The following is a 20,300-nucleotide window of genomic DNA, read 5'->3' on the forward strand; positions in this document are numbered from 1 at the left end:
CGGTGGGAGATCCCCTCGGAAGTTCACAGATGTTCGGGTGCGGAGATGCCCAGCAGGGTCAGGCCGTTCGCGAGCACCGTACCGGCGGCCTGGGCGACGGCCAGCCGGGCGCGGTGAACGGCCATGGGTTTCTGGTCTCCGACGGGCAGCGGCGGACAGGTGGCGAGGAAGCTCAGGCACGCCTCGGCCGTCGCTTCCAGATGCCGCGCCAGCCGATCGGGCGCCCGCAGCCGGGCTGCGGCCTCGAGCACCGCGGGGTACGCGGCGAGCGCGGCGTGCAGGGGGGTGTGGGGGATGTCGTGGGACTGTCCCGTACCGGGCTCCTCGGCATGGCCGAACCCCAGGTCACGGGCGTTGCGCGACACTGCGCACGTACGAGCGTACGCGTACTGCACCAGGAACCGCGGATTACCCTCGCGCTGCACCGGCCGCTCCGGCACCCGCACATGATCGTGCGCGGCGGGGTACAACAACACCCACCGCATCTCATCCACCCCGAGCCGCGCGACCAGCCCGTCGACGGTCACATACCGCCCGGCCGCATCCTTCACGGGAACGGGCCGCACCTCTTCCCCGCCGGGCTCCTCCTCGGGACCGGTCCCCTCCCCCACCGCTTCCATGATCGCCCGCAGCGCGTCAGCGACTACGACGGCTCGGGGGTTGGGGGCGGGGTTGAGGTGGATGGCGCTTCCCCCCTCCGCGGCGCCGGCTCGGCGTCCGTACGCCGCCCCGGCCTCCAGTACTTCCCGTACGACCGCGGCAGGGGCACTGTCCCCCAGCGTGATGTTCAAGAACCCGGGCCCGGCGATCTCCACCCCGGCGATCCCCGGCGCGGCGGCCAGCCGCTTCCCCACGACCCCGGCCACCTCACGCGCCGGCAGCCCGGCCGGACCGGCCAGCCGCAGCGCGACATTCGTGGCGTAATCCCCGCAGCCCGGCCGCGGCGGCACCCGCACATCGACCGTCACGGGCACATCGGATTCGCCCAGCGAAAGCTCCCGCGCCTCGAGCGCCCCGCGCACGGAGCGCAGGACGGTGCGGGAGAGCTCAGCGGGAGTCACAGGACAAGCGTATGGGAGAACCGGGGTGGGTATGCGAACGGGTTTCGCACCGCGGACACTCCCCGCGCCGTCACCCGACTCTCCCCCACCCCTCACACGCGCGCCTCATCCCCTCCCGCGCGCCTTTCTTCCCCTCGCACTGCCCGCCGTACCGGCCGTGTCACCCCGTGGGCCGGACGGCGGGCTGGGAATCCGGATCGGCATCGGCCGCCCCGTCCGCCGGCCCGCCTCCGGGCCCGGAGCCGCGGACGCCGCCCAGCAACTGGCGCACGGTCCGTATGAGCTCGACCGGCTCGAACGGCTTGGCGAGGAACGCATCCACCCCGACGGCTTCCCCGTTGTCCACCTCCAGCTGCGTACACGCGCTGATGATGGCGATCGGAAGCTCACGGGTACGCGGATCGGCACGCAGCCTCTCGGCAGTACGCAGTCCGTTCAGCCGCGGCATCACGACGTCGAGCGTCACCACATCGGGACACACGTCGTGCACGATGTCGAGGCACTCGGCACCATCAGCCGCGGTCACGACCTCGAAGCCCTCCAGCTCGAGATTGACCCTGATCAACTGCCGGATGACCTTGTTGTCGTCGACAACAAGGACCCGGCCGGACAAGCCAGGCACATATTGAGACTAGGCGCGTGCCACCTGCTGCGTCCGGGTTTTCCCCACTTCCGCCCCGTGCGAGGGACCTTTCGCCGATCACCCGGGCCCCGCCACCCCGATGCGCTACGGCCGCCCGACCACTTCCCGAAACCCGTTCATGACCACCCCCTCCGAGCTGGTAGTGTTCTACCCGTCGCAAGCGCACAGCGCCCGACACGCCCCCGTAGCTCAGGGGATAGAGCAACGGCCTCCGGAGCCGTGTGCGCAGGTTCGAATCCTGCCGGGGGCACTCGCCAGACAGTCAGTGTGAATCAACCGCTGACCAGGGCGGATGCCAACTTCGAAAGGGCGAGAGTCAGTCCCACTGACTCTCGCCCTTTCTCGTTCTCCCCCAGTGCTCGCGACACATTCCCGGCACGCTCCGCAGAGCACATCGTTCTGCGGGCGAGCGCCTGCACTCGCAGTCGGCCACTGGCGAAGCCTGCCGCCCGGTGGACGCGTCACAACAGCCAGGTCACGGTCAGCGACGCGAACGGCGCTTCACCCTCCGGCATCGAGCGCGCCAGTACAGCCATCCAGCCCGTGACGGTCTGCCCGCATCTCCGGACGGAGTCCTATGTCACCACACATGGATGGCTGCTACGTCTTCAGACCCATCTGAAACAGATGACACAGCACTATCTCGCTGTCGCCATCTTCGGCCAGTCAGCCAGGGATTGCGCAACCTTGCGTTGGCGGCTTCCGCGTGCCCATGGACACCCTCCGGGCCACCTCAGCAAGAGGCACGCCGGCGTTCAACCACCGTGCCGTACACGCACGCCTGCCGGAGGTCGTACGGTCGCGAGGGAGATCGTCGACGCCGAGGGACGGGAGTTCCCCAACGGCTCTTCCAGAGGAAAGATGCACGTCCACGCTGAAGGATCGGCGCTTCCCGAGCTTGCTGCGAACGATGCTCGTCTCCACGGACCCACGTGGTACCGCACCTTGAAAGCGGGCCCGGAGCACTGACCTTCACCGATCATGTCCCGCGCCAGCATTGATCATGTCGTCACCGCGTGGAGGGAATCGGACCTCTTCCTAGACGACTGCGTCGGAGTCGAGACCCTGCAGGCCGCCGGCGTCACCGTGGTGGAACTGCCGGAGCCGGCAGAGACAGCCCGCAAAGTGCATGCTCGCCGACCCGGAATGGATCACTGACCGGCGCACCGGATTTACCGAACGCACCTACCGGTCGCGCACCAGGCACATCACGGCCGAGTAGGCGTCAACGCGTCGACCACCGCATCGAGCCAGACGCTGCTGACTTGACGGGAGGCTGCCAACTCTCGGAACGCTCTTGTCTCGAAGCCCAGTAGAGTGCCGCCGGTCTTGTCTTCGTCTCGCTGTACACGCAGCTCATCAATCATTGCCGCAACCGGCATGTCGTCATCCAGAGCAAAGCGCATGGCGTCCGCAAGCCCACTTTCCAGGGCCGCCATCGACTGCGTGAAAGAAGCAGCGACATCGGAGACGACACTCTCCCAGCGCCGAAGGGTGCTCGGTGATGCCGTGGAAGCGGTCGCGCTCATGCTAGCGATGGTGCTGCTGAGGTAGGACTGCAGCCAGACCATACGGACATGGAAAGCCGCTGGTTGTAATAGATGTGCCTGCCAAAGTGCCCGATTGTCGCGGTGCTGCAGAAGGTGCGCAAACCCCCTGCAGCGTTCGATGAATCCGATCTGCGTCTCGGCGAGCAGCAGCTCCGCGATGATACGCAATGAATGAGGGCGACCCGCCCCCGCGCGAGCCATGAGGCCGGGAAGCGTCTCCAAGACGACTTCCGCAGCGAAGAGATCAGCCACGACTTCACCCCGTAGGTGCCGGGGATGAAGCGGGTGTCCGGGCTGCTGCCGTATTTGATCAAGAACGGTGTCGAAACTGAAAGGTAATTGCGGGGCGGCAGCGATATTGTCGAATCCGGACCGCAGGAAAGAGAGGATGGCCTCATCGCTGAGTGGATCGATGGCAAATTTCTCTGCGTCGCAGTGATGCCCGAATTCATGGGCGAGCCCGAAGAACCACACCGCCACATATACCTCCGATATCGGCATCGCCTCAAGGTCATCCATCACGTTGGAGTCCGAGACAAACCAACTTCGCCCCAGGTTCGCCCCCACGGCGCATTTCGCCGCCACGTCTGCAGCACCCTCACGCAGGGAAATCTCCGCGATCAGAGTCAGCGCCGCCCGTCGACACAGATCGCGGCGCATATTCGAGATCGCATCATCCACGAGCAGCACGCGAGTAAACGACGACAGTTCCAGATAGCGAGTGCTCCAAACCGCCGTGGGCCACGGAAGGCCAGGCAGGGAGAATAAATCCGGAAAGCCGCCATCAACCCATATCAAGAGCGGCTCTTCACCGAGCTCTCCAGCTACGACATCCATGACGGCATTCATGGGAGTATTCAGATCCCGTGCATAGACATTCCACGGGACGTCAGGCCCAATGACCTCTGAGATGATGTGGCCCAGCTGCTTCCTCTGCGTGGGCGCGATGTCAGGTCCTTTATTCACGGGACATGTGACGGGTGCAGATTTCGAGTAGCCGATCGACATCCTGATCGCGCGGGTTTTCCACCTCGAATTCACCGCACTTGATCTTTGTGACCTTATCACGTCCGGCGTACTGTGACAGTACACCGAAAATCCCACCCAGGCTCTGAATCGTCGCGACGGCCAAGATGATCCACTGCGCCGCAGCCCCATCAATACCACGCCGCTCCGTCACAAGGGGCTCCTCGCCTTGCGCTTCAGCTACCGCGTGGCGCAGCTGTTGTGCAGCCTCACCGTCGTCCGTGATGATTATTAATTCCGTCTGCTTCATCATGCCGGCCCTCCCCGAATTGTCCGTCATCCAAGTATGCGTCGACAGTCGACCCGAATGTCCAGCCCCATGCAGCAGCCGAGTTTTGACTTTGCGGACCTTGTCGGGACGTTGCCGCTGCCGGCGAGCGGTGGATGTCACAGCAGCGACGCAAATCGGAATAACATCTTCACTTATCGCCGCAACGTGGCAACACAGCTGAAGATCAAATTCCACATCTACTGCAGCCGCACCGTTGACGTCGCAGAGAAGGCGGAGCAGTCTTCTTATCACAGTCTTTCTGAAGACGCAGAGAGCACTCCCCGCGGGACCCTCTGTCGTGCTCCTGCGTACAACAACACGGACATGGTGGCGACATTTTCTTCCTCAACTATGGCACCTACTGACTGACGCTATCAACACGCAATTCCGAAGGGAGGGCGTCCTGATGAACAGCCTGAAGTCAGGCCAGGACCTCAACGTCGGAGATTCCATCCGCTCAAATAATGGTGAGTACACTCTGACGCTGCAAACTGACGGCAACCTGACACTTCTAGGAGCTGGCCAGGTAATCTGGGACACTGGAACTTCCAACCAGCAGGTTGTTCGAGCGGTTCTGGAGCAAAACGGCAGCTTAGTCCTTTACCGGAGCGACGGAGTAGCGGCCTGGACCAGCAGTAGCTCCTTGAGTGGTGGTCCAGGAACTCTAGTCCTTCAAGACGATCGCAACGTCGTCATCTACCCGGAATCCGACCAGCCCGAGGTCGCCTCCGCCAAGACCCGAGAAGAGCGCGGGTACTGGGCTTCGGAAACCGCCGTCGATCCCAGCGAACCTGTCGACGCGCATGTCGATGAAGAGGTCGGACGCAAGAAGTGGATGGTAACGGACGCCCGCCTTTACCGTAACGGGTTTCTGGTCGCCCGAATCGACAGCACATCCGGCCACCCGACCGAGGCTCTTCGTCCCCACGTGTTGATTGCCGTCGTGGACAATGCAGGCCGCGCCATCTGGGTTTCTCCTGAATTCGTGGGAACTACCCGGTGCGCCAGGTACGACGTATCATGCGCTTCGCGCGGAGTTGACACCAAGACGGCCAGTTTTCCGGAGATCGTGGGCAAACTCGCTCGACGCCTGGACATATATCAGTCGGAAGAGGGGCTCGGAGGTTACCGGGAAAACATCATCCGAGGCATCAAGAACCTGCGGGACATCGGTCAGGAGCTGAAGGACGCGATCGATTCTCTCTCCTGACTTTGAACGTTCGCGATGGTCCACCGAGATATCCTCGGCAGACCGTCACGAAGCGTCAATCCAATGAGGTCCCGTAGAGTGGCGAGTGCTGATCGCACGGGCGGAAGCCGTGTGCGCAGGCGGATGGCGCCGGGGCACTTCGCTGTGAAAGGCGTGATCAAACCGCTGACCTGCGCGAGTGCCAAGCATGAAGGGCCGGACCCAGCACCACTGGGTCCGGCCGTTCGTCGTTGCGGCGAGCGAGCCCGGCGCGTGGGCAGATGCCCCGGGTGGCAGTCGACTCTCGTACCGGCGACGGGCGGGGCGTCGGCAACGGGCGGTTGCGCTCTCTTGTGCGCCCCCTGTTGCGCTTCCGTGCCGCCACGTGGCGTGGGTTTTTGTGGGGAGTGATGCACCTTCGGTGGATCGCTTGGGAAGTGTGCAGTATGTATGTCACATCAACCTTCGTGTGCAGTGGGTTGGTTGTGACGAGCGGGGACGAGGTTGCGGTCAGCAGCACGTCTTGGGGGAGCCTGTGGGGGGCTCGGAGAGGCCAGGGCGCATATGAGTCGTCGTGCCACCGGATTGATCGGTACCTGGGCGGAGATCCAGCGCCAGCAGCGGCGTCAAGAGGAAGCCCAGCAGCGCGCCTGGGTGCAGCATCAGCGGGAGCAGGAGCGCCGGCAGCGGGCGGCGGAGCGGGCGGCCGCACGCAGTCAGCGGGAACAGCAGGCGGCCTATCGGCAGCGGCGGGAGGCCGATGCGCGGCAGCGTACCGAGGAGCTGGACGCGCGGGTCGAGGTGCTGAAAAACCTGCTGAGGGCAGGGTGCGACGCCCCGGCGTTCACGCCTGCCTCGCTGGTCCGCCCCGAGCAGGTGGAGCCGTTTTCTCCGGGCCGGCTCGGTGTACCCATCCCCATGCCGGACCCGAACGCCTACCAGCCCCCGTCGCAGGGCGGGTGGGGCTTCGGGGCGAACCGCCAGGCGCAGGAGCAGGCACGCGCCCGGTATGAGCACGACTGGCGGGCGGCCCAGGCGGCGGAAGCTCAGCGGCAGCACCAGCTCGCGCTGTATCACCAGCAGTACCAGCAGTGGGCGGACGAACAGCTGGCGGCGATCCGTCGGCACAACGCCGGCATCGAGGAGCTGACCACCGCCCTTCAGCGGGGCGAGCCGGAATCGGTGGTGGAGTACTTCACCGCCGCGCTCTACGCCTCGCAGGGCTGGCCGCAGGACCTTCCCCGTCAGGTGTCCGCCGCGTTCGACTCCGCCGCCCGCCAGCTCGTCCTGAACTGGGAGCTGCCCGGTTACGCGGTCGTCCCCGAGGTATCGCTGGTGAGGTACATGCCCGGCGCCGACCGGGACAAGGAGGTCCAGCGGCCGGCCGTCGAACGCCGGACCCTGTACCGCGATGTGCTGGCACAGTGCGTGCTCCTGGCGCTGCACGACCTCTTCGCCGCGGACCGGTTCGGCGTGCTGGACTCGGTCGTCCTGAACGGATTCGTGGACGGCACCGACCCGGCCACCGGTCACCGGACGCAGGTCTTCCTGGCCACGGTGACGGTCCCGCGCGCCGACTTCGCCCGGCTGAACCTGACGCAGGTGAGCGCTCCCGACTGCCTGGTGGGCGGACTCCGCGGTCAGCTGTCGGACCGCCCGGAGCGGCGCGCCCAGGTGCGCCCCGGTCGGCTGCCCCGCGAGGTCGGAGGCAGTGTGGTCTCCCACGGAGACGACGAGGAACCGGATCTGTACGAGATGGACCCGCTGGAGTTCGAAGAGCTGGTGGCGGATCTGTTCCGGGCCATGGGGATGCAGGCGGTCACCACGGAGCGGTCGGGTGACGGGGGCGTGGACGTGGACGCGCTGGACCCCGATCCGATCCGCGGCGGCAAGATCGTCGTGCAGGTGAAGCGGTACCGCAACACCGTGCCGCCGAGCGCGGTGCGCGATCTGTACGGCACGGTCCAGGGCGTCGGCGCGAACAAGGGTGTGCTGATCACCACCTCCGCTTTCGGGCCCGGCTCGCACGCCTTCGCCGGCGGCAAACCGCTGACCCTCATCTCCGGTACCGAACTGGTGGATCTCCTGCGCCGCCATGGCCTGAACGGGCGTCTCGGAGCCATCCCTGGCCCTGCCCTTGCCCCTGCCCCTGAACGGCAGGAAGGCGGCGCGCACCTCGATGCCGGGCCGGACAACGATCTGCACACGGGGCTGGATGCCGATCCCGGAACCGAGCCGGGTACCGCCCCGGACACCGGCCTGGACGCCGATCTCGACGAGACCAGTGTGCTGGGGCTGACGTGGACCGGGGCCGTGGCGCTGGACGTGTGCGCGCTCGTCTGTCAGGGGAACCGCGTCCTCAGCGAGGACCGGTTCGTCTTCTACAACAACCCGCAGACCGCCGACGGCAGTGTCCGGATGATGCCTGCCGTCAGTCCGGACAAAGCAGCTGTGTGGGTGCGCTTCGAGCAGCTTCCGCCGCAGGCGGACCGGCTCGTCCTGGTCGCCGCTATCGACCCCGAGGTCAATCCCGAAGCGGACCTGTCCGGCTTCTCGGACGCCCGGATCCGTCTGTCGGATCCCTCGGGCACCGCGATCGACGAACTGGACGTCTCCGACGGCCGGCCCGGTGAGACCGCTCTCGTTCTGGGGTCGTTCCGGAGGCGGGCCAATGGGGACTGGAGCTTCGTGACCGGTGGCAAGGGTTATTCGGGTGGCCTGGTCGACCTGGTCGAGGAGTACGGGATCGAGGTGGCCTAGGCGCTACCGCCGGTCCTAGTGGTGCGCGGCGCGGTCCGAGGTTGGCCATACGTAGGGCAGGCCGGTGGGGGTGTGCGGGAAGTGCTGGCGGTAGTGGTCCGGGTCCTTGGTGAGGAGGGAGGACCGGTGGCTTCGGTGGAAGGCGGGGTCGCCCAGCCAGTTGGGGAGGTCGTGGGCGGCGGTCAGGGCGGCGTAGTCGCGTGGCGGGGCACCGGGGAAGTGGGCGGTGTAGTCCTGGGTGAGGGTCAGGGCACAGGTGTCCTGACGGCCGGACGCGGTCCATGCGGCGCAGATCTCCAGGCCGTACCGGACGAGGGCCTCCTCGTACCCCGCCCACATGCGGACCGCCGGGTGGTGGCGCCAGCCGTAGCCGGGGACGGTGAGTCCCCGCAGGATCTGGAGCGCCTCCACTCGCTGCTTGCCGAGCCTGCGCGGGTCGAGGACCGCGGCGGAGGCCGCGAAGTCCGGCCAGGGCAGGAATGTCTGCATGCCGGATGAGTAACCGGCGGGGGCCGTCCGCTTCGGATGGCGCGGCGGCTTTCACGCGGTTCGCGTAATGAGGTTGGTGTGCCGGCTCGCCATCGGGGTGGCGCGGCCCCCGTCACCGACCCGGCTCGGGCGGCAGTGTGATGTGGAGGGGGGCGCAGCCGAGGCGGGTTGCTTCCTTGGATACGTAGCGTGGGAAGAGGGTGCGGACGATGTGGGCGTGGGACGCCTCGTCGGTGCGGATGAGGAAGGTGACGTCGCCGGTCTGGCAGTTGGCCTGGAAGAGGGCGAAGCCGGGGCGGTAGAAGCCGCGGCCGTCCTCGGGGTCGGCGGCCTTGAGCTGGTAACCGTCCTGCGTCGACTGCCGGTGGTAGAGGGCGGCGAGGCGGGGGTCCTCGATGGTCATCAGCCGCAGCCCGGGGTGGTCGAACGCGACATCCCGGTCGCAGGTGCGGACGGGGCCCGGGCCCTGCGTCACCATCGGGCGGTACGTGGCGGCCCATTCCTGCCCGGACGTCCGCAGCCCCTCGATGCCGCAGAAGGCGTCGGCCCGCTCGTCGAAGAAGCCGGCCGGCCGCGGGAGCCGGGGCACCGGGTCGGCGAGCGTCCCGTCGCAGCCCTGCCCCGCCATGTAGTGGTTGACGAGCTTGACCACCGTGCGGGCGAGCCGGTCGCGCTCCGTGCCGTCGACCACGTCGTCGTACACGGTCCAGCCCGTCGCCACGTCGATCACCAGCGGCCCGTCGCCGGTGCGCGACCTGCCGGTACAGCCGTCCGGTACGGCCAGCCAGGCGCGGGTGTCCGACGCCATGCCCAGCAGCCCACCGCCCAAGGGGGCCAGGCGGGCGGACAGGAACTCGTCCGCCCACTGGTCGCCCGCGCCCCCGAAGCGGGTGTCGAGTTCATGGACCTGCACGGTGACCCGGCTGCCGTCGGGCGATTGCAGGATGCACTGGCCCGACGGGCCCTCGGACCCGATCGGGTCGTGGTCGAGGGGCGTGTCGACGCTGTCGATGTCCCCGTTGCCGGTGTCCTCGTTGTCGGTGTCCTCGCCGCCGAACAGCGCCGTTACGTCCGTGCTGTCGAGCGCGGACCAGCAGGCCCGTCGCCCGCCCGCGAACGGTCCGGTGTCCGTCTGCCAGGCCACGGCCGTACCGCCGAGCAGTACCCCGGCGAGCCCGGCGGCGAGCGCGGGCCGCAGCCGGCCGCGCATCAGCCGACGCCAGTGCCACCGGTGCCACCAGGGCGTACGGGGGACGAAGGGACCGGTTCCGAGTACGCCACCGCCACCAGGGGCTGTGGCGCCATCGCCCGAAGTACCTCTCTCGGTGTCCTCGTTGTTGTTCATGTCGGCGGTCATCGGTCGTTCCCCCCAGGTGCGGCCGGTGCGACGGGCGGGCACCCCAGGCGCTGTGTCACGGCGTTGGCGAAGGCCGCGAAGTACCGTGTGGCCGCGGCCTCGCCGGTGGACGGGGCGCGGAGCAGAAACGTGGTGGACCGGCCCGCGCAGTCGGCCCGCAGGACCTGGTGGGAGTCGGCGAGGAGGCCCGTGCCGCGCCAGCCGCGTGCCGGTGCCGCGTCGCCCACCGCGCCGTCGAACAGCGCGTTCAGCCGCGGCTGGGCGACCATCAGAGCACCGAGGACGGGGCCGCCGTCGCGACCCCATGTCCCGACCGAGCAGGACTGGAGGTCCCGGGTGACCGCTCCGACCTGATACCTCATGCCCCGCGCCGCGTCGTCGTCGAACTCCATGCCCCGGATGCGGCAGGCGCGCCGGAAGACGATCTCCTCGCCTTCGGGCAGCGTGAGTACGGGCGAGGTGAAGCGGATGTCGCGCGCGGGCGCGCAACTCGCCGCCTCCATCCCGCGGTTGGCCGCCGCCACGACCAGTCCGGCGGCCGAACGGGCACCGCCGATACCCGCGCCGGTACTCGACCTTCCGCCGTGCCAGGTCAGTTGGGCTTCGGAGTCGAGCGTGACCGCCGTCGGCCGGCCGTCGCGGGTGTCGCACCGCTTCGGCAGGACGAGCAGCGCGCGGCTGCCGTCGGTGGCTCCGGGGAGCCCGTCGGGCAGCGGCACGGCGCTGTCACCCAGGTACGTGAGGATCCACTCCGTCCGCCGGGCGGCGTCCTTGGGAGCCGGTCCGTACGTGACCGTGATCTCGGTCTTCCGGGCCCCCGACCCGCTTTCGGAGCGGAGGGCGACGGTACAGCTGCCACGCGGCCGCTCCGGCGTGGGCGCGGTCTCCCGGGCCGTCCGCGTCCCACCGTCCTCGACCGCCGAGTCCCCCAGGAACTCGGGCCCGCTCCCCGTCTCCCAGGCACCCCAGCAGTACCGGTCCCGGTCACCCGCGAACGGCCGACCGTCCATGGCCCAGGTCCCGAGCCCACCCGCGACGAGCAGGACCACGACGGCCCCGGCCCACCCCTTCGAGCGCCCGCGCCGCCACCACTCCCCCGCCACTTCCGCCCCCTTGGTGTCGGTGGGCGGTGATCCTATCCGGCGCGGACCCGGCGCACGGGTCACACGTCCGTCCGGCTCAGACGTCCGTGCGGATCACCACCACCAGTGTCCGTGGCCCGTGGACGCCTTCCACTCGCTCCAGCTCGATGTCCGAGGTGGCGGAGGGGCCGCTGATGAGGGTGGTGGGGCGGGTGGGGGTCAGGCGGGTCAGGGCTTCCGGGATGCCGGGGGTGACCGTGGAGAGGTCCACTACGCAGAGGTGGAGGTCGGGGACGAGGGTGAGGGCTCGGCGGCCCTGGTCGGGGGCGGCGTCGAGGAAGATGGTGCCCGTTTCGGCGCAGGTGACGGCGGAGGAGGTCAGCACGCCGTCGAGGGCGTCGAGTTCGGGGGCGGGGGTGTCGGCGGAGTCGACGTGTACCTCGCCTTCGTAGGACGAGAGCCAGGTGCGGTCGAGGCCGGGCGGGATGCCGATGTGGTGGGCCGCGTGGGCGTGGAGGACCTCGGCGATCACCTCGGGGGTGCGGTCCGCCGTACACGTGTGCACCTCCGCCTTGTAGTCGAGCAGGCGGTCGGTCAGCAGTTGCAGGAGCTCGGCGTCAGGGAGGGTGCGGCCGGTGCGGTAGTCGCGGGGGATCGTCACCTCTTCGGCCGGTGACAGGGCCTGGGCGTCGCGGATACGGGCGAGGATCGTTTCGCGGGCGGTCACTGTCACTGTTCCTCCTCGGGGCCGTCGGCTTCGGTACGGGTCCGCGCGCCTTCCTCCGCCGCAGCACGCATCGCGCTCACGCCCTCCGCGGATGCCAGCCACGCCCGGAAGGACTGCCGTGGCGGGGCCGGGGTGTCGCGGCTGTCGCTCCAGCCCTTGAAAGGGGGTGGGAGGTGGGAGATCCGGCCGTCCTTGCCCGCGAGCAGGCGGCCCGCGCCCGACGCCTTCTGCGCCGCCCGGTACGCCCCCGGCCTCCCCATCACCGCGGCCGCCGCCTTCATCGCCAGTTTCTCGGGTGTCCGGCCGACGGCCTCCGTGTGCTGGTGGCGGAGCTCGACCAGCAGTGACGGGATGTCGATCTTTACGGGGCAGGCGTCGTAGCAGGCGCCGCAGAGCGTGGAGGCGTACGGGAGGGAGCTGTTGGGGTCGTCGGAGGAGACGTCCATTCCGGCGAGCTGAGGGGTGAGGACCGCGCCGATGGGGCCGGGGTAGGTCGAGCCGTACGCGTGGCCGCCGGCCCGCTCGTACACCGGGCACACGTTCAGGCAGGCCGAGCAGCGGATGCAGTTGAGGGCCTGGCGGCCGATCGTGTCGGCGAGGGCCGCCGTGCGTCCGTTGTCGAGGAGGACCAGATGGAAGTTCTGGGGCCCGTCGCCCGGCGTCACGCCCGTCCACATCGAGGTGTACGGGTTCATCCGCTCACCCGTGGAGGAGCGCGGCAGGAGCTGGAGGAAGACCTCCAGGTCGGCGTAGCGCGGGAGGACCTTCTCGATGCCCATGACGGTGATGAGCGTGTCGGGGAGGGTGAGGCACATGCGGCCGTTGCCCTCGGACTCGACGACCGAGAGGGTGCCGGTCTCGGCGATGCCGAAGTTGGCGCCGGAGACGGCGACCGGGGTGGTCAGGAACTTCTCGCGGAGGTAGGCGCGGGCCGCGGCCGCCAAGTGCGCCGGTACGGAGTCCAGTTCAGGATCGACGCCCGGGATGCCGGCGCGGAAGATCTCGCGGATCTCGTCGCGGTTGCGGTGGATGGCCGGGACGAGGATGTGGGACGGCTTGTCGTCGGCGAGCTGGACGATCAGTTCGGCGAGGTCCGTCTCGTGGGCCGTGATGCCCTGGTCCGCGAGGTGTTCGTTGAGGCCGATCTCCTGGGTGGCCATGGACTTGACCTTGATGACCTCGTCGGATCCGGTCTGCTGGACGAGGCGGGTGACGATGTCGTTCGCCTCGGTGGCGTCGCGCGCCCAGTGGACCGCGCCGCCGGCCTCGGTGACCTTCGCCTCCAGCTGTTCCAGGAGTTCGGGGAGGCGGTTCATGGTGTCGGTCTTGATCGCGGAGCCGGCGTCCCGCAGCGCTTCCCAGTCCGGGAGTTCACCCGTGACGGCGAGCCGCTTGGCGCGGATGGTGTGGGTGGCCTTGCCGAGGTTGCGGCGCAGCTGTTCGTTGCGCAGCTCGTCGTGGGCGGCGCGGGGGAACGGGCGGTCGCCACGGAGGTTGCCGGTGCCGTACGGGGAGCGGGGCGGGAGGGCGGGCATGCCCAGGTAGGTGGGGGTGCTCATCGGGCGGCCTCCAGCGGGGTGCTCGGGAGCACGTACGGCGACGTGCGCGTGGACGCGAGGATCTGGGCCAGGTGGAGGGTGCGGGTACCGGCCTTGATGCGGGAGAGTCCGCCGCCGATGTGCATCAGGCAGGAGGAGTCGCCGGCCGTGCAGACCGCGGCGCCGGTGCCGGTGACGTGCCGCATCTTGTCGGCGAGCATCGCCGAGGACGTCTCGGCGTTCTTGACCGCGAAGGTGCCGCCGAAGCCGCAGCAGGCGTCGGCCTCGGGCAGCTCGACGAGGTCGATGTCCTCGACGGCGCGCAGCAGCCGCAGCGGCTTGTCGCCGACCCGCAGCATCCGGAGGGAGTGGCAGGTGGGGTGGTACGTCACCCGGTGGGGGAAGTACGCCCCGAGGTCGGTGACGCCCAGCACGTCGACCAGGAATTCGGAGAGCTCGTAGGTCTTGGCCCGGACGGTCGCGACGCCGGCGCGGAGGGCCGCGTCGCCGTAGCGCTCGGCGACGATGCCGTGCTGGTGGCGTACGGAGCCGGCGCAGGAGCCGGAGGGCATGACGACCGCCTCGATGGACGGGTCGCCGAACTGCTCGGCGAAGCCGCGGACGAGGGGGACGGGCTCGCGCTGGTAACCGGTGTTGACGTGCATCTGGCCGCAGCAGGTCTGGTCCGGCGGGAAGACCAGCTCGTGGCCGAGGCGGGCGAGCAGGACGGCGGTGGCGCGCACCGCGTCGGGGAAGAGCGTGTCACCCAGGCAGGTGGCGAAGAGTCCGATGCGCATGGGACCTCCGGTGGACGGACGCGGCAAGACCTCGGAGGAAACCTCAGGAGACCTTTGTATGGTCGGACCATACTAGCGCTGGAGCGCCAAGGAAGGGTGGGGCAGGCGTGGCGCTCAGTCCGCCGGGCGGTCCTCGACCAGGGTCCCGTGCAGCCCGCGGATGTGGCGTTCGACCAGGTCGGCCGCGCCGACGCCGTCCCCGGCGCGCACCAGGCGGAGCAGCTCGGCGTGCTCGGCGTTGAGCGCGGCCGCGGTGGCCGGCCAGTCCTCGGCGGCCTCCAGGGCGCGCAGGATCAGCGGGCGTACGGACTCGCGGACGGCCGAGGTGAGGGTCGAGGTGAGCGCGTTGCCGGAGCTGCGGGCGATCTGGACGTGGAAGCGGGTGTCCAGGTCGTTGAACTCCGGGACCCCGACGTCCGGCGCGCCCATCCGCGCGACCAGCTCCGCCGCCTCGTCGAGGCCGGCCTTCGACTCGTCGGCGTCCGCCGCCGCGCGCTCGGCCGCCGCCCGGAAGCTGGAGCGTTCCAGGGTGACGCGGGCCTCCAGTACGTCCTCCAGGCAGTAGCTGCCGAGGGCGAAGTGCAGGCGGAGGAGGCGGCCGAGCGCGTCGTCGGGGTTCCGGACGATGCGGGCGCCGGCGTCGGGACCGCGGCCGGCCTGGGCGACCAGGACGCCGATCGTCTCCAGGACGCGGAGCGCCTCGCGGAGCGCGGAGCGGCTGACCCCGAGCACCGGGGCGAGCTCACGCTCGGGCGGCAGCCGGTCACCGGCCTTGAGCTCGCCGGCCAGCACGCGCTCCTCGATGCTTTCGAGGACGAGCTCGTGCGTACGGGACTGCCGTACGGGTCGCCATTCGACAGCCATCCGTCACTCCCTGGTCGGCCGGCAGCTTCCACAAAAACTATGTCACACGCCGTGACAATCCATGGCTGCGGTCGGCTGCCACCGGCCGTGCGTGGATGGCAGCGCCGGCCGCGGTCGGGCCGGACGCTTCCCCCTTCGTTTTCCCCCTTCGGGCATCGGTACCGATGCCCGCCGTCTCAGCCGTGCAGCCGCACCGGCAGTGATTCCACCCCGTACACGATGGACAGCTTGCGGAAGGCCAGTTCCTGCTCCGGGACGGCCAGGCGCATGTTCGGGAAACGCCGGACCAGTGCCGGATAGGCGGTGCGGAGTTCCATCCGGGCCAGTTCCGCGCCGACGCAGCGGTGGATTCCGTAGCCGAACGCGAGGTGCGAGGGGACATTGCGCTGCGGGTCGAAGCGCTCCATGTCCGGGCCGAGCTTTCCGTCCCGGTCGGCGCCGCTGAGCGAGCACAGTACGACGTCGCCTTCAGCGATGGGCACGCCGCCGATTTCCAGGTCCTCCCGGGCGAACCGGGGAAAGGCCACCTGGACAACTGTCAGATAGCGCAGCAATTCCTCGACGTAGCGGTCGGTGGCGTCGTCGCCGTCCTTCAGCGCCGCGAAGTGGTCAGGATCGCGGAGCAGGACGAGGGCACCGAGCGCGAGCATGCTCGCGGTGGTCTCGAAGCCGCCGGTGAGTACGCCGTCGGCGAGACCGGCCAGTTCGTCGTCGGTGACGGTGTCGCCGTGGTCCCGCACGATCTGGCCGAGCAGGCCGTCACCGGGGTCCTTGCGCTCCTTCTTGACGATCTCCTGGAAATAGGCGAGCGATTCCGATATGGCACCGAACGAGGCGTTCGCGCCGCTGAAAAGGTCGAAGCGGGCCGCGCTCAGCCGCTCGAAGTCCGCGCGGTCCTCGTAGGGAACGCCCAGCAGTTCACAGATGACGAGGGAGGGAATGGGCAGGGCGAAGGAATGGACGATGTCGACGGGCTCACCCGAGCGACCGAGGCGCTCCATTTCCGCCAGCCGCTCCTCGACGATCTCGTGGATGCGCGGGGTGAGCCGGCCGAGCCGGCGCATGGTGAATTCGGGAGTCAGCAGGCGGCGCAGCCGCGTGTGGTCCGGCGGGTCGGCGAATCCGAGGCCGCCGGGGTTCTTCCCGGCGTCGGCGCCGGCATTGCCGACGAGGTTGGTGTAATCGCTGCTGAACGCCTTCGCCTTGCCCAGCACCTCCTTCACCTCGTCGTAGCCCGTGACCAACCACACCTTGGAGGCGAGCGGCACGGGAAGCATGCTCACCGGGGACTTCTGCCGTACTGCCGACAAGTCGGCCACCGGGTCAAGGCCGTGGCGACGCAGCGGCATGAGGGTGGACTCGGGCAAGAAGGGCATACGGGATAGATCGAAGCCCTTTTTCTGAGTCCGCGCGAGATATCTGCGGGCCAGCCAAGCGGTGACGCCCGAGCGGATTTTGGTCATGCCCGCAATACTGCCTGGCCGGTACCCGTGCTGACCAAGCGACCTGGCAGCGAACTGGTAACGAGATGAAACGACCGGTACGTCTGAGACGTCCCCCCGGCCGCCGCGCGCGGCCCCCGGGTGAGCCGCCGACGTACGACCGGCACACACCGACGCACACCGACGCACGACCGGAACATGATCGTCCTCGGGGGATTGTGCCCGGCCTCTTGCTACTTTGCCTGGCATGACCGCGACCACGGCCGCGACGGCTGACGCCCCTCCCCCCGGTCTCCGGCTGCCGAGGCGCCGGGGCGTCGAACTGCTGCTGCTCGCCGCGGCCGTCCTGATCAGCGTCTACGGTTACGTCGAGGTGGGCCTCGCCCGGCACGGCACCGTGCCCGCCGGCGCCGCGCGCTACGGCGCGGGGCTCGCCGTCCTCGCCCTTCTCGGCCATCTCGCCGTGCGCCTGCGCGCGCCGTACGCCGACCCGCTGCTGCTGCCCATCGCCGTCCTGCTCAACGGCCTCGGGCTGGTCCTGATCTTCCGGCTCGACCAGGAGACCCCGAAGAACGAGGCGGCGCCCACCCAGCTCGTCTGGTCCGCGGTCGGCGTGGCCCTGTTCATCGGAGTGGTGGCGCTGCTGCGCGATTACCGGGTGCTGCAGCGGTACGCGTATCTCAGCGTGGCCGCCGCGCTCGTGCTGATGACCGTGCCGATCTTCTTTCCCGCGGTCAACGGCGCGAAGATCTGGATCCGCTTCGCCGGGTTCTCCATCCAGCCCGGGGAGTTCGCGAAGATCCTGCTCAGCGTCTTCTTCGCGGCCTACCTCGCCGCGAACCGGCACGCGCTCGCGTACACCGGCCGCCGGCTGTGGCGGCTCCAGTTGCCCACCGGCCGGGTGCTCGGCCCCATCCTCGCGATCTGGCTGGTCAGCGTGGCCGTACTGGTCCTGGAACGGGACCTGGGCACCTCGCTGCTCTTCTTCGGCGTCTTCGTCGTCCTGCTGTACGCGGCCACCGGGCGGACCGGCTGGATCGCCGTCGGGCTGCTGCTCGCCGCGGTCGGCGCGGCCGCCGTCGGCAGCGTCGAGCCGCATGTGCACAGCCGGGTCGCCGACTGGCTGCACCCCTTCGCGAGCATCGAGCGGGGCGAGGGCGCGAGCCAGCTGGCCCTGTCGCTCTTCGCCTTCGGCGCGGGCGGCCTGCTCGGCACCGGCCTGGGGCAGGGCCACTCGGCCCTCATCGGCTTCGCCATGAAGTCGGACTTCATCCTGGCCACGGCGGGCGAGGAGCTGGGGTACACCGGGCTGACCGCGCTCTTCCTCCTCTACACCCTGCTGGTCGCCCGCGGTTACCGCGCGGGCCTGGCGATCCGCGAACCGTTCGGCCGGCTGCTGGCGGTCGGGCTGTCCTCGCTGCTGGCGATCCAGGTGTTCGTGATCGCGGGCGGAGTGATGGGGCTGATCCCGCTGACCGGCATGGCGATGCCGTTCCTCGCGCAGGGCGGCTCCTCCGTCGTCACCAACTGGATCATGGTCGCGCTGCTGGTCCGCATCAGCGACCGGGCCCGGCGGCCCCGGCCGGCCCGCGCGGACACCGGGGTCATCGCACGGGTCGTGGTACCGGAGGAGGAGCACGGCGGCAGAGACCACGGAGGCGGTCAGGAGGACGGCGACGGGAACGGCGGGCGGCACGGGCGCCGGAACGGGGGTGGTTCGCGGTGATCCGGCACATCCGCCGCACCTCGGCCTTCTGCCTGCTCCTGCTCGTCCTCCTGCTTCTGAACGCCGCCCGCGTCCAGCTCCTCAACGAGGACGAGTACGCGCACAACCCCGCCAACCGCCGCGCCGACCTCAAGCGGTACGACCAGCCGCGCGGCAGCATCGTCGTCGGCGGCCGGTCCGTCACCGGCTCGCGGGACAGCGGCGGGACGCTGCGGTACGCCCGTACGTACTCCGAGGGCCCGCTGTACGCGCCGGTCACCGGCTACGCCTCGCAGGTCTACGGCACCTCCCTGCTGGAGAACGCCGAGGACGACCTGCTCTCGGGCACCGACGCCCGGCTCGCGCCCCTGCCCCTGTGGACCGCGCTCACCCGTGAACAGCAGCCCGCCGGCGACGTCGTCACCACCATCGACCCGGCGCTGCAGCGGGCCGCGTACGAGGGGCTGGGCGGCAAGAAGGGCGCGGTGGCCGCCGTGGAACCGGCGACCGGCAAGGTCCTCGCGCTGGTCAGCACGCCCTCGTACGACCCGGGCGAGCTGTCCGGCAGCGGCTCCCGCACCACCGACGCCTGGACCCGGCTCAACGCCGCGGCCGACCGCCCGATGCTCAACCGGGCGCTGAAGGAGACCTATCCGCCCGGCTCGACGTTCAAGGTCGTCACCGCGGCGGCCGCGCTGGAGCACGGCGTGGTGGACGACCCGGACGCGGCCACGGACACGCCGAGCCCGTACACCCTGCCCGGCACGTCCACCCGGCTCACCAACGAGGCGGGCGGCTGCGAGGACGCGAGCCTGCGGCACGCGTTCGAGGTCTCCTGCAACACCGTCTTCGCCCGTCTCGGCGTGGACGTCGGCCTGGACGGCATGGCGGAGACGGCGGAGAAGTTCGGCTTCAACGACGACGGCCTCACGATCCCGTCCCGGGTGGTGGAGAGCACCTTCGACACGCACATGAACGACGCGCAGCTCGCGCTCTCCTCGATCGGCCAGTACGACACGGCCGCCACCCCGCTGCAGATGGCGATGGTCGCCGCCGCGGTCGCCAACCAGGGTGACCTGCGGCGCCCGTACCTCGTGGAACGGCTGACCGACGCGCACGGCGACACCCTCGCGCGCACCCGTTCGCGCCGGCTGCACCGGGCCATGAGCGAGGACACCGCGCGGCAGCTGCGGGAGCTGATGACCGACGTGGTCACCCGCGGCACCGGTACGAAGGCGGCGATCCCCGGCGCGACGGTCGGCGGCAAGACCGGCACGGCCCAGCACGGCGTCGGCAACTCCGGCACGCCGTACGCCTGGTTCCTCTCCTGGGCGCAGGCGGACGGCGCGGAGCGTCCCGCGGTCGCGGTCGCCGTCGTCGTCGAGGACGCGGCGGCCGACCGCGCCGACATCAGCGGCGGCGGCAACGCGGCGCCGGTCGCGCGGGCGGTGATGAAGGCGGCGCTGGCCCGGTAAGTGCAGTCGCGTGGTATGCCGTGCCGTCAGCCCAGCGGTTCGGTGGCGCCGTCGGGGTGGACGAGGAGGCGGATCTGGCTGCCGAAACGGTCGTCCACGATCATCGCCGGCGTCGGGCCGCCCAGCTGCTGTGCCCGCTGCTGGAGGATCGAGATGACGACCTCCTGGATGTCGCCGTACGGCGGCGCGGTGATCGGTACCCCGTCGATCAGCGCGGCGTTGGGGGAGAACACCCGTACTTGCGCGTCGCCCGGGTGGGCGGGGACCGAGGGCTGGGCCATCTCACTCATGCTGCAGTCGTCCTTCCGGGCCGGCGGGGCGCGG

Annotated in this window: 18 protein-coding genes and 1 tRNA gene; 6 read left to right on the forward strand and 13 right to left on the reverse strand. The window is 69.5% G+C overall.

What is annotated here, in order from left to right:
* Window positions 1-23: 23 nt before the first annotated feature.
* Both nrtL and ACIGXO_RS09720 read right to left on the reverse strand, forming a co-directional pair.
* Window positions 24-1,061, reverse strand: coding sequence for an ArgS-related anticodon-binding protein NrtL (gene nrtL / locus ACIGXO_RS09715; protein ID WP_399782822.1), 1,038 nt, complete (start codon window positions 1,059-1,061; stop codon window positions 24-26).
* A gap of 160 nt (window positions 1,062-1,221) precedes the next feature.
* Window positions 1,222-1,683 (reverse strand): response regulator, encoded by a 462-nt coding sequence (locus tag ACIGXO_RS09720; protein ID WP_399782825.1) that lies wholly within the window; start codon window positions 1,681-1,683, stop codon window positions 1,222-1,224.
* Window positions 1,684-1,882: 199 nt separating this feature from the next.
* Here ACIGXO_RS09720 and ACIGXO_RS09725 point away from each other — a divergent pair.
* Window positions 1,883-1,954, forward strand: a tRNA-Arg gene (locus ACIGXO_RS09725).
* Window positions 1,955-2,912: 958 nt separating this feature from the next.
* Here ACIGXO_RS09725 and ACIGXO_RS09730 read toward each other — a convergent pair.
* Window positions 2,913-4,103: a hypothetical protein gene (locus ACIGXO_RS09730; RefSeq protein ID WP_399782828.1), complete on the reverse strand. Its 1,191-nt coding sequence runs from the start codon at window positions 4,101-4,103 to the stop codon at window positions 2,913-2,915.
* Between the two features lie 109 nt (window positions 4,104-4,212).
* On the reverse strand, window positions 4,213-4,533 hold the full coding sequence (locus tag ACIGXO_RS09735) for a hypothetical protein (RefSeq protein WP_399782831.1): 321 nt from the start codon (window positions 4,531-4,533) through the stop codon (window positions 4,213-4,215).
* Between the two features lie 54 nt (window positions 4,534-4,587).
* Between ACIGXO_RS09735 and ACIGXO_RS09740 the strand changes: the two genes are divergently transcribed.
* From ACIGXO_RS09740 to ACIGXO_RS09750, 3 genes are all read left to right on the forward strand, one after another.
* Window positions 4,588-4,920, forward strand: a complete 333-nt coding sequence (locus tag ACIGXO_RS09740; protein ID WP_399782834.1) for a hypothetical protein — start codon at window positions 4,588-4,590, stop codon at window positions 4,918-4,920.
* Window positions 4,921-4,957: 37 nt separating this feature from the next.
* Window positions 4,958-5,761 (forward strand): hypothetical protein, encoded by an 804-nt coding sequence (locus ACIGXO_RS09745; protein ID WP_399782837.1) that lies wholly within the window; start codon window positions 4,958-4,960, stop codon window positions 5,759-5,761.
* Between the two features lie 543 nt (window positions 5,762-6,304).
* Window positions 6,305-8,500 carry a restriction endonuclease gene (locus ACIGXO_RS09750; RefSeq protein WP_399782840.1) on the forward strand — a complete coding sequence of 732 codons (2,196 nt, stop codon included), beginning with the start codon at window positions 6,305-6,307 and terminating at the stop codon, window positions 8,498-8,500.
* Window positions 8,501-8,515: 15 nt separating this feature from the next.
* Here the strand turns inward: ACIGXO_RS09750 and ACIGXO_RS09755 are convergent, their stop codons facing one another.
* The 8 genes from ACIGXO_RS09755 to ACIGXO_RS09790 form a co-directional block, all read right to left on the reverse strand.
* Window positions 8,516-8,989 carry an MSMEG_6728 family protein gene (locus ACIGXO_RS09755; RefSeq protein ID WP_399782842.1) on the reverse strand — a complete coding sequence of 158 codons (474 nt, stop codon included), beginning with the start codon at window positions 8,987-8,989 and terminating at the stop codon, window positions 8,516-8,518.
* Window positions 8,990-9,101: 112 nt separating this feature from the next.
* Window positions 9,102-10,346, reverse strand: a complete 1,245-nt coding sequence (locus tag ACIGXO_RS09760) for a hypothetical protein (protein ID WP_399782844.1) — start codon at window positions 10,344-10,346, stop codon at window positions 9,102-9,104.
* Complete coding sequence (locus tag ACIGXO_RS09765; protein ID WP_399782847.1) at window positions 10,343-11,449, reverse strand: hypothetical protein; 1,107 nt, start codon at window positions 11,447-11,449, stop codon at window positions 10,343-10,345. The genes ACIGXO_RS09760 and ACIGXO_RS09765 overlap by 4 nt, the downstream gene beginning before the upstream one ends.
* A gap of 76 nt (window positions 11,450-11,525) precedes the next feature.
* Window positions 11,526-12,161, reverse strand: coding sequence for a lactate utilization protein C (locus ACIGXO_RS09770; protein WP_399782850.1), 636 nt, complete (start codon window positions 12,159-12,161; stop codon window positions 11,526-11,528).
* Window positions 12,158-13,714, reverse strand: a complete 1,557-nt coding sequence (locus tag ACIGXO_RS09775) for a LutB/LldF family L-lactate oxidation iron-sulfur protein (RefSeq protein WP_399782853.1) — start codon at window positions 13,712-13,714, stop codon at window positions 12,158-12,160. Before ACIGXO_RS09775 ends, ACIGXO_RS09770 begins: the two co-directional genes overlap by 4 nt.
* On the reverse strand, window positions 13,711-14,490 hold the full coding sequence (locus tag ACIGXO_RS09780) for a (Fe-S)-binding protein (RefSeq protein WP_399782855.1): 780 nt from the start codon (window positions 14,488-14,490) through the stop codon (window positions 13,711-13,713). The genes ACIGXO_RS09775 and ACIGXO_RS09780 overlap by 4 nt, the downstream gene beginning before the upstream one ends.
* Window positions 14,491-14,604: 114 nt before the next feature.
* The gene (locus ACIGXO_RS09785) at window positions 14,605-15,354 is read right to left on the reverse strand and encodes a FadR/GntR family transcriptional regulator (RefSeq protein ID WP_399782858.1); all 750 of its coding nucleotides are present in this window, start codon (window positions 15,352-15,354) and stop codon (window positions 14,605-14,607) included.
* A 176-nt stretch (window positions 15,355-15,530) separates the two neighbouring features.
* The gene (locus ACIGXO_RS09790) at window positions 15,531-16,817 is read right to left on the reverse strand and encodes a cytochrome P450 (RefSeq protein WP_399782862.1); all 1,287 of its coding nucleotides are present in this window, start codon (window positions 16,815-16,817) and stop codon (window positions 15,531-15,533) included.
* A 226-nt stretch (window positions 16,818-17,043) separates the two neighbouring features.
* Here ACIGXO_RS09790 and ACIGXO_RS09795 point away from each other — a divergent pair, with 226 nt between their 5' ends.
* Both ACIGXO_RS09795 and ACIGXO_RS09800 read left to right on the forward strand, forming a co-directional pair.
* Window positions 17,044-18,522, forward strand: a complete 1,479-nt coding sequence (locus ACIGXO_RS09795; RefSeq protein ID WP_399782865.1) for an FtsW/RodA/SpoVE family cell cycle protein — start codon at window positions 17,044-17,046, stop codon at window positions 18,520-18,522.
* Entirely contained in the window at window positions 18,519-19,976 is a 1,458-nt protein-coding gene (locus ACIGXO_RS09800) for a penicillin-binding transpeptidase domain-containing protein (protein ID WP_399782867.1), read from the forward strand. The genes ACIGXO_RS09795 and ACIGXO_RS09800 overlap by 4 nt, the downstream gene beginning before the upstream one ends.
* A 26-nt stretch (window positions 19,977-20,002) precedes the next feature.
* Here the strand turns inward: ACIGXO_RS09800 and ACIGXO_RS09805 are convergent, their stop codons facing one another.
* The gene (locus ACIGXO_RS09805; RefSeq protein ID WP_399782870.1) at window positions 20,003-20,266 is read right to left on the reverse strand and encodes a hypothetical protein; all 264 of its coding nucleotides are present in this window, start codon (window positions 20,264-20,266) and stop codon (window positions 20,003-20,005) included.
* Window positions 20,267-20,300: the final 34 nt, after the last annotated feature.

Origin of the sequence: Streptomyces sp. NPDC053542 (assembly GCF_044544685.1) — a bacterium.
Classification (GTDB): Bacteria; Actinomycetota; Actinomycetes; order Streptomycetales; family Streptomycetaceae; genus Streptomyces.

Excerpts from the sequence above, each read along its gene's own strand:
- ACIGXO_RS09775 (WP_399782853.1), bottom strand. The coding sequence starts at position 13,714 with ATGAGCACCCCCACCTACCTGGGCATGCCCGCCCTCCCGCCCCGCTCC.
- ACIGXO_RS09795 (WP_399782865.1), top strand. The coding sequence starts at position 17,044 with ATGACCGCGACCACGGCCGCGACGGCTGACGCCCCTCCCCCCGGTCTC.
- ACIGXO_RS09745 (WP_399782837.1), top strand. The coding sequence starts at position 4,958 with ATGAACAGCCTGAAGTCAGGCCAGGACCTCAACGTCGGAGATTCCATC.
- ACIGXO_RS09740 (WP_399782834.1), top strand. The coding sequence starts at position 4,588 with ATGTCCAGCCCCATGCAGCAGCCGAGTTTTGACTTTGCGGACCTTGTC.
- ACIGXO_RS09785 (WP_399782858.1), bottom strand. The coding sequence starts at position 15,354 with ATGGCTGTCGAATGGCGACCCGTACGGCAGTCCCGTACGCACGAGCTC.
- ACIGXO_RS09755 (WP_399782842.1), bottom strand. The coding sequence starts at position 8,989 with ATGCAGACATTCCTGCCCTGGCCGGACTTCGCGGCCTCCGCCGCGGTC.
- ACIGXO_RS09750 (WP_399782840.1), top strand. The coding sequence starts at position 6,305 with ATGAGTCGTCGTGCCACCGGATTGATCGGTACCTGGGCGGAGATCCAG.
- ACIGXO_RS09760 (WP_399782844.1), bottom strand. The coding sequence starts at position 10,346 with ATGACCGCCGACATGAACAACAACGAGGACACCGAGAGAGGTACTTCG.
- ACIGXO_RS09780 (WP_399782855.1), bottom strand. The coding sequence starts at position 14,490 with ATGCGCATCGGACTCTTCGCCACCTGCCTGGGTGACACGCTCTTCCCC.
- ACIGXO_RS09790 (WP_399782862.1), bottom strand. The coding sequence starts at position 16,817 with ATGACCAAAATCCGCTCGGGCGTCACCGCTTGGCTGGCCCGCAGATAT.
- ACIGXO_RS09805 (WP_399782870.1), bottom strand. The coding sequence starts at position 20,266 with ATGAGTGAGATGGCCCAGCCCTCGGTCCCCGCCCACCCGGGCGACGCG.
- ACIGXO_RS09730 (WP_399782828.1), bottom strand. The coding sequence starts at position 4,103 with ATGAATGCCGTCATGGATGTCGTAGCTGGAGAGCTCGGTGAAGAGCCG.
- ACIGXO_RS09735 (WP_399782831.1), bottom strand. The coding sequence starts at position 4,533 with ATGATGAAGCAGACGGAATTAATAATCATCACGGACGACGGTGAGGCT.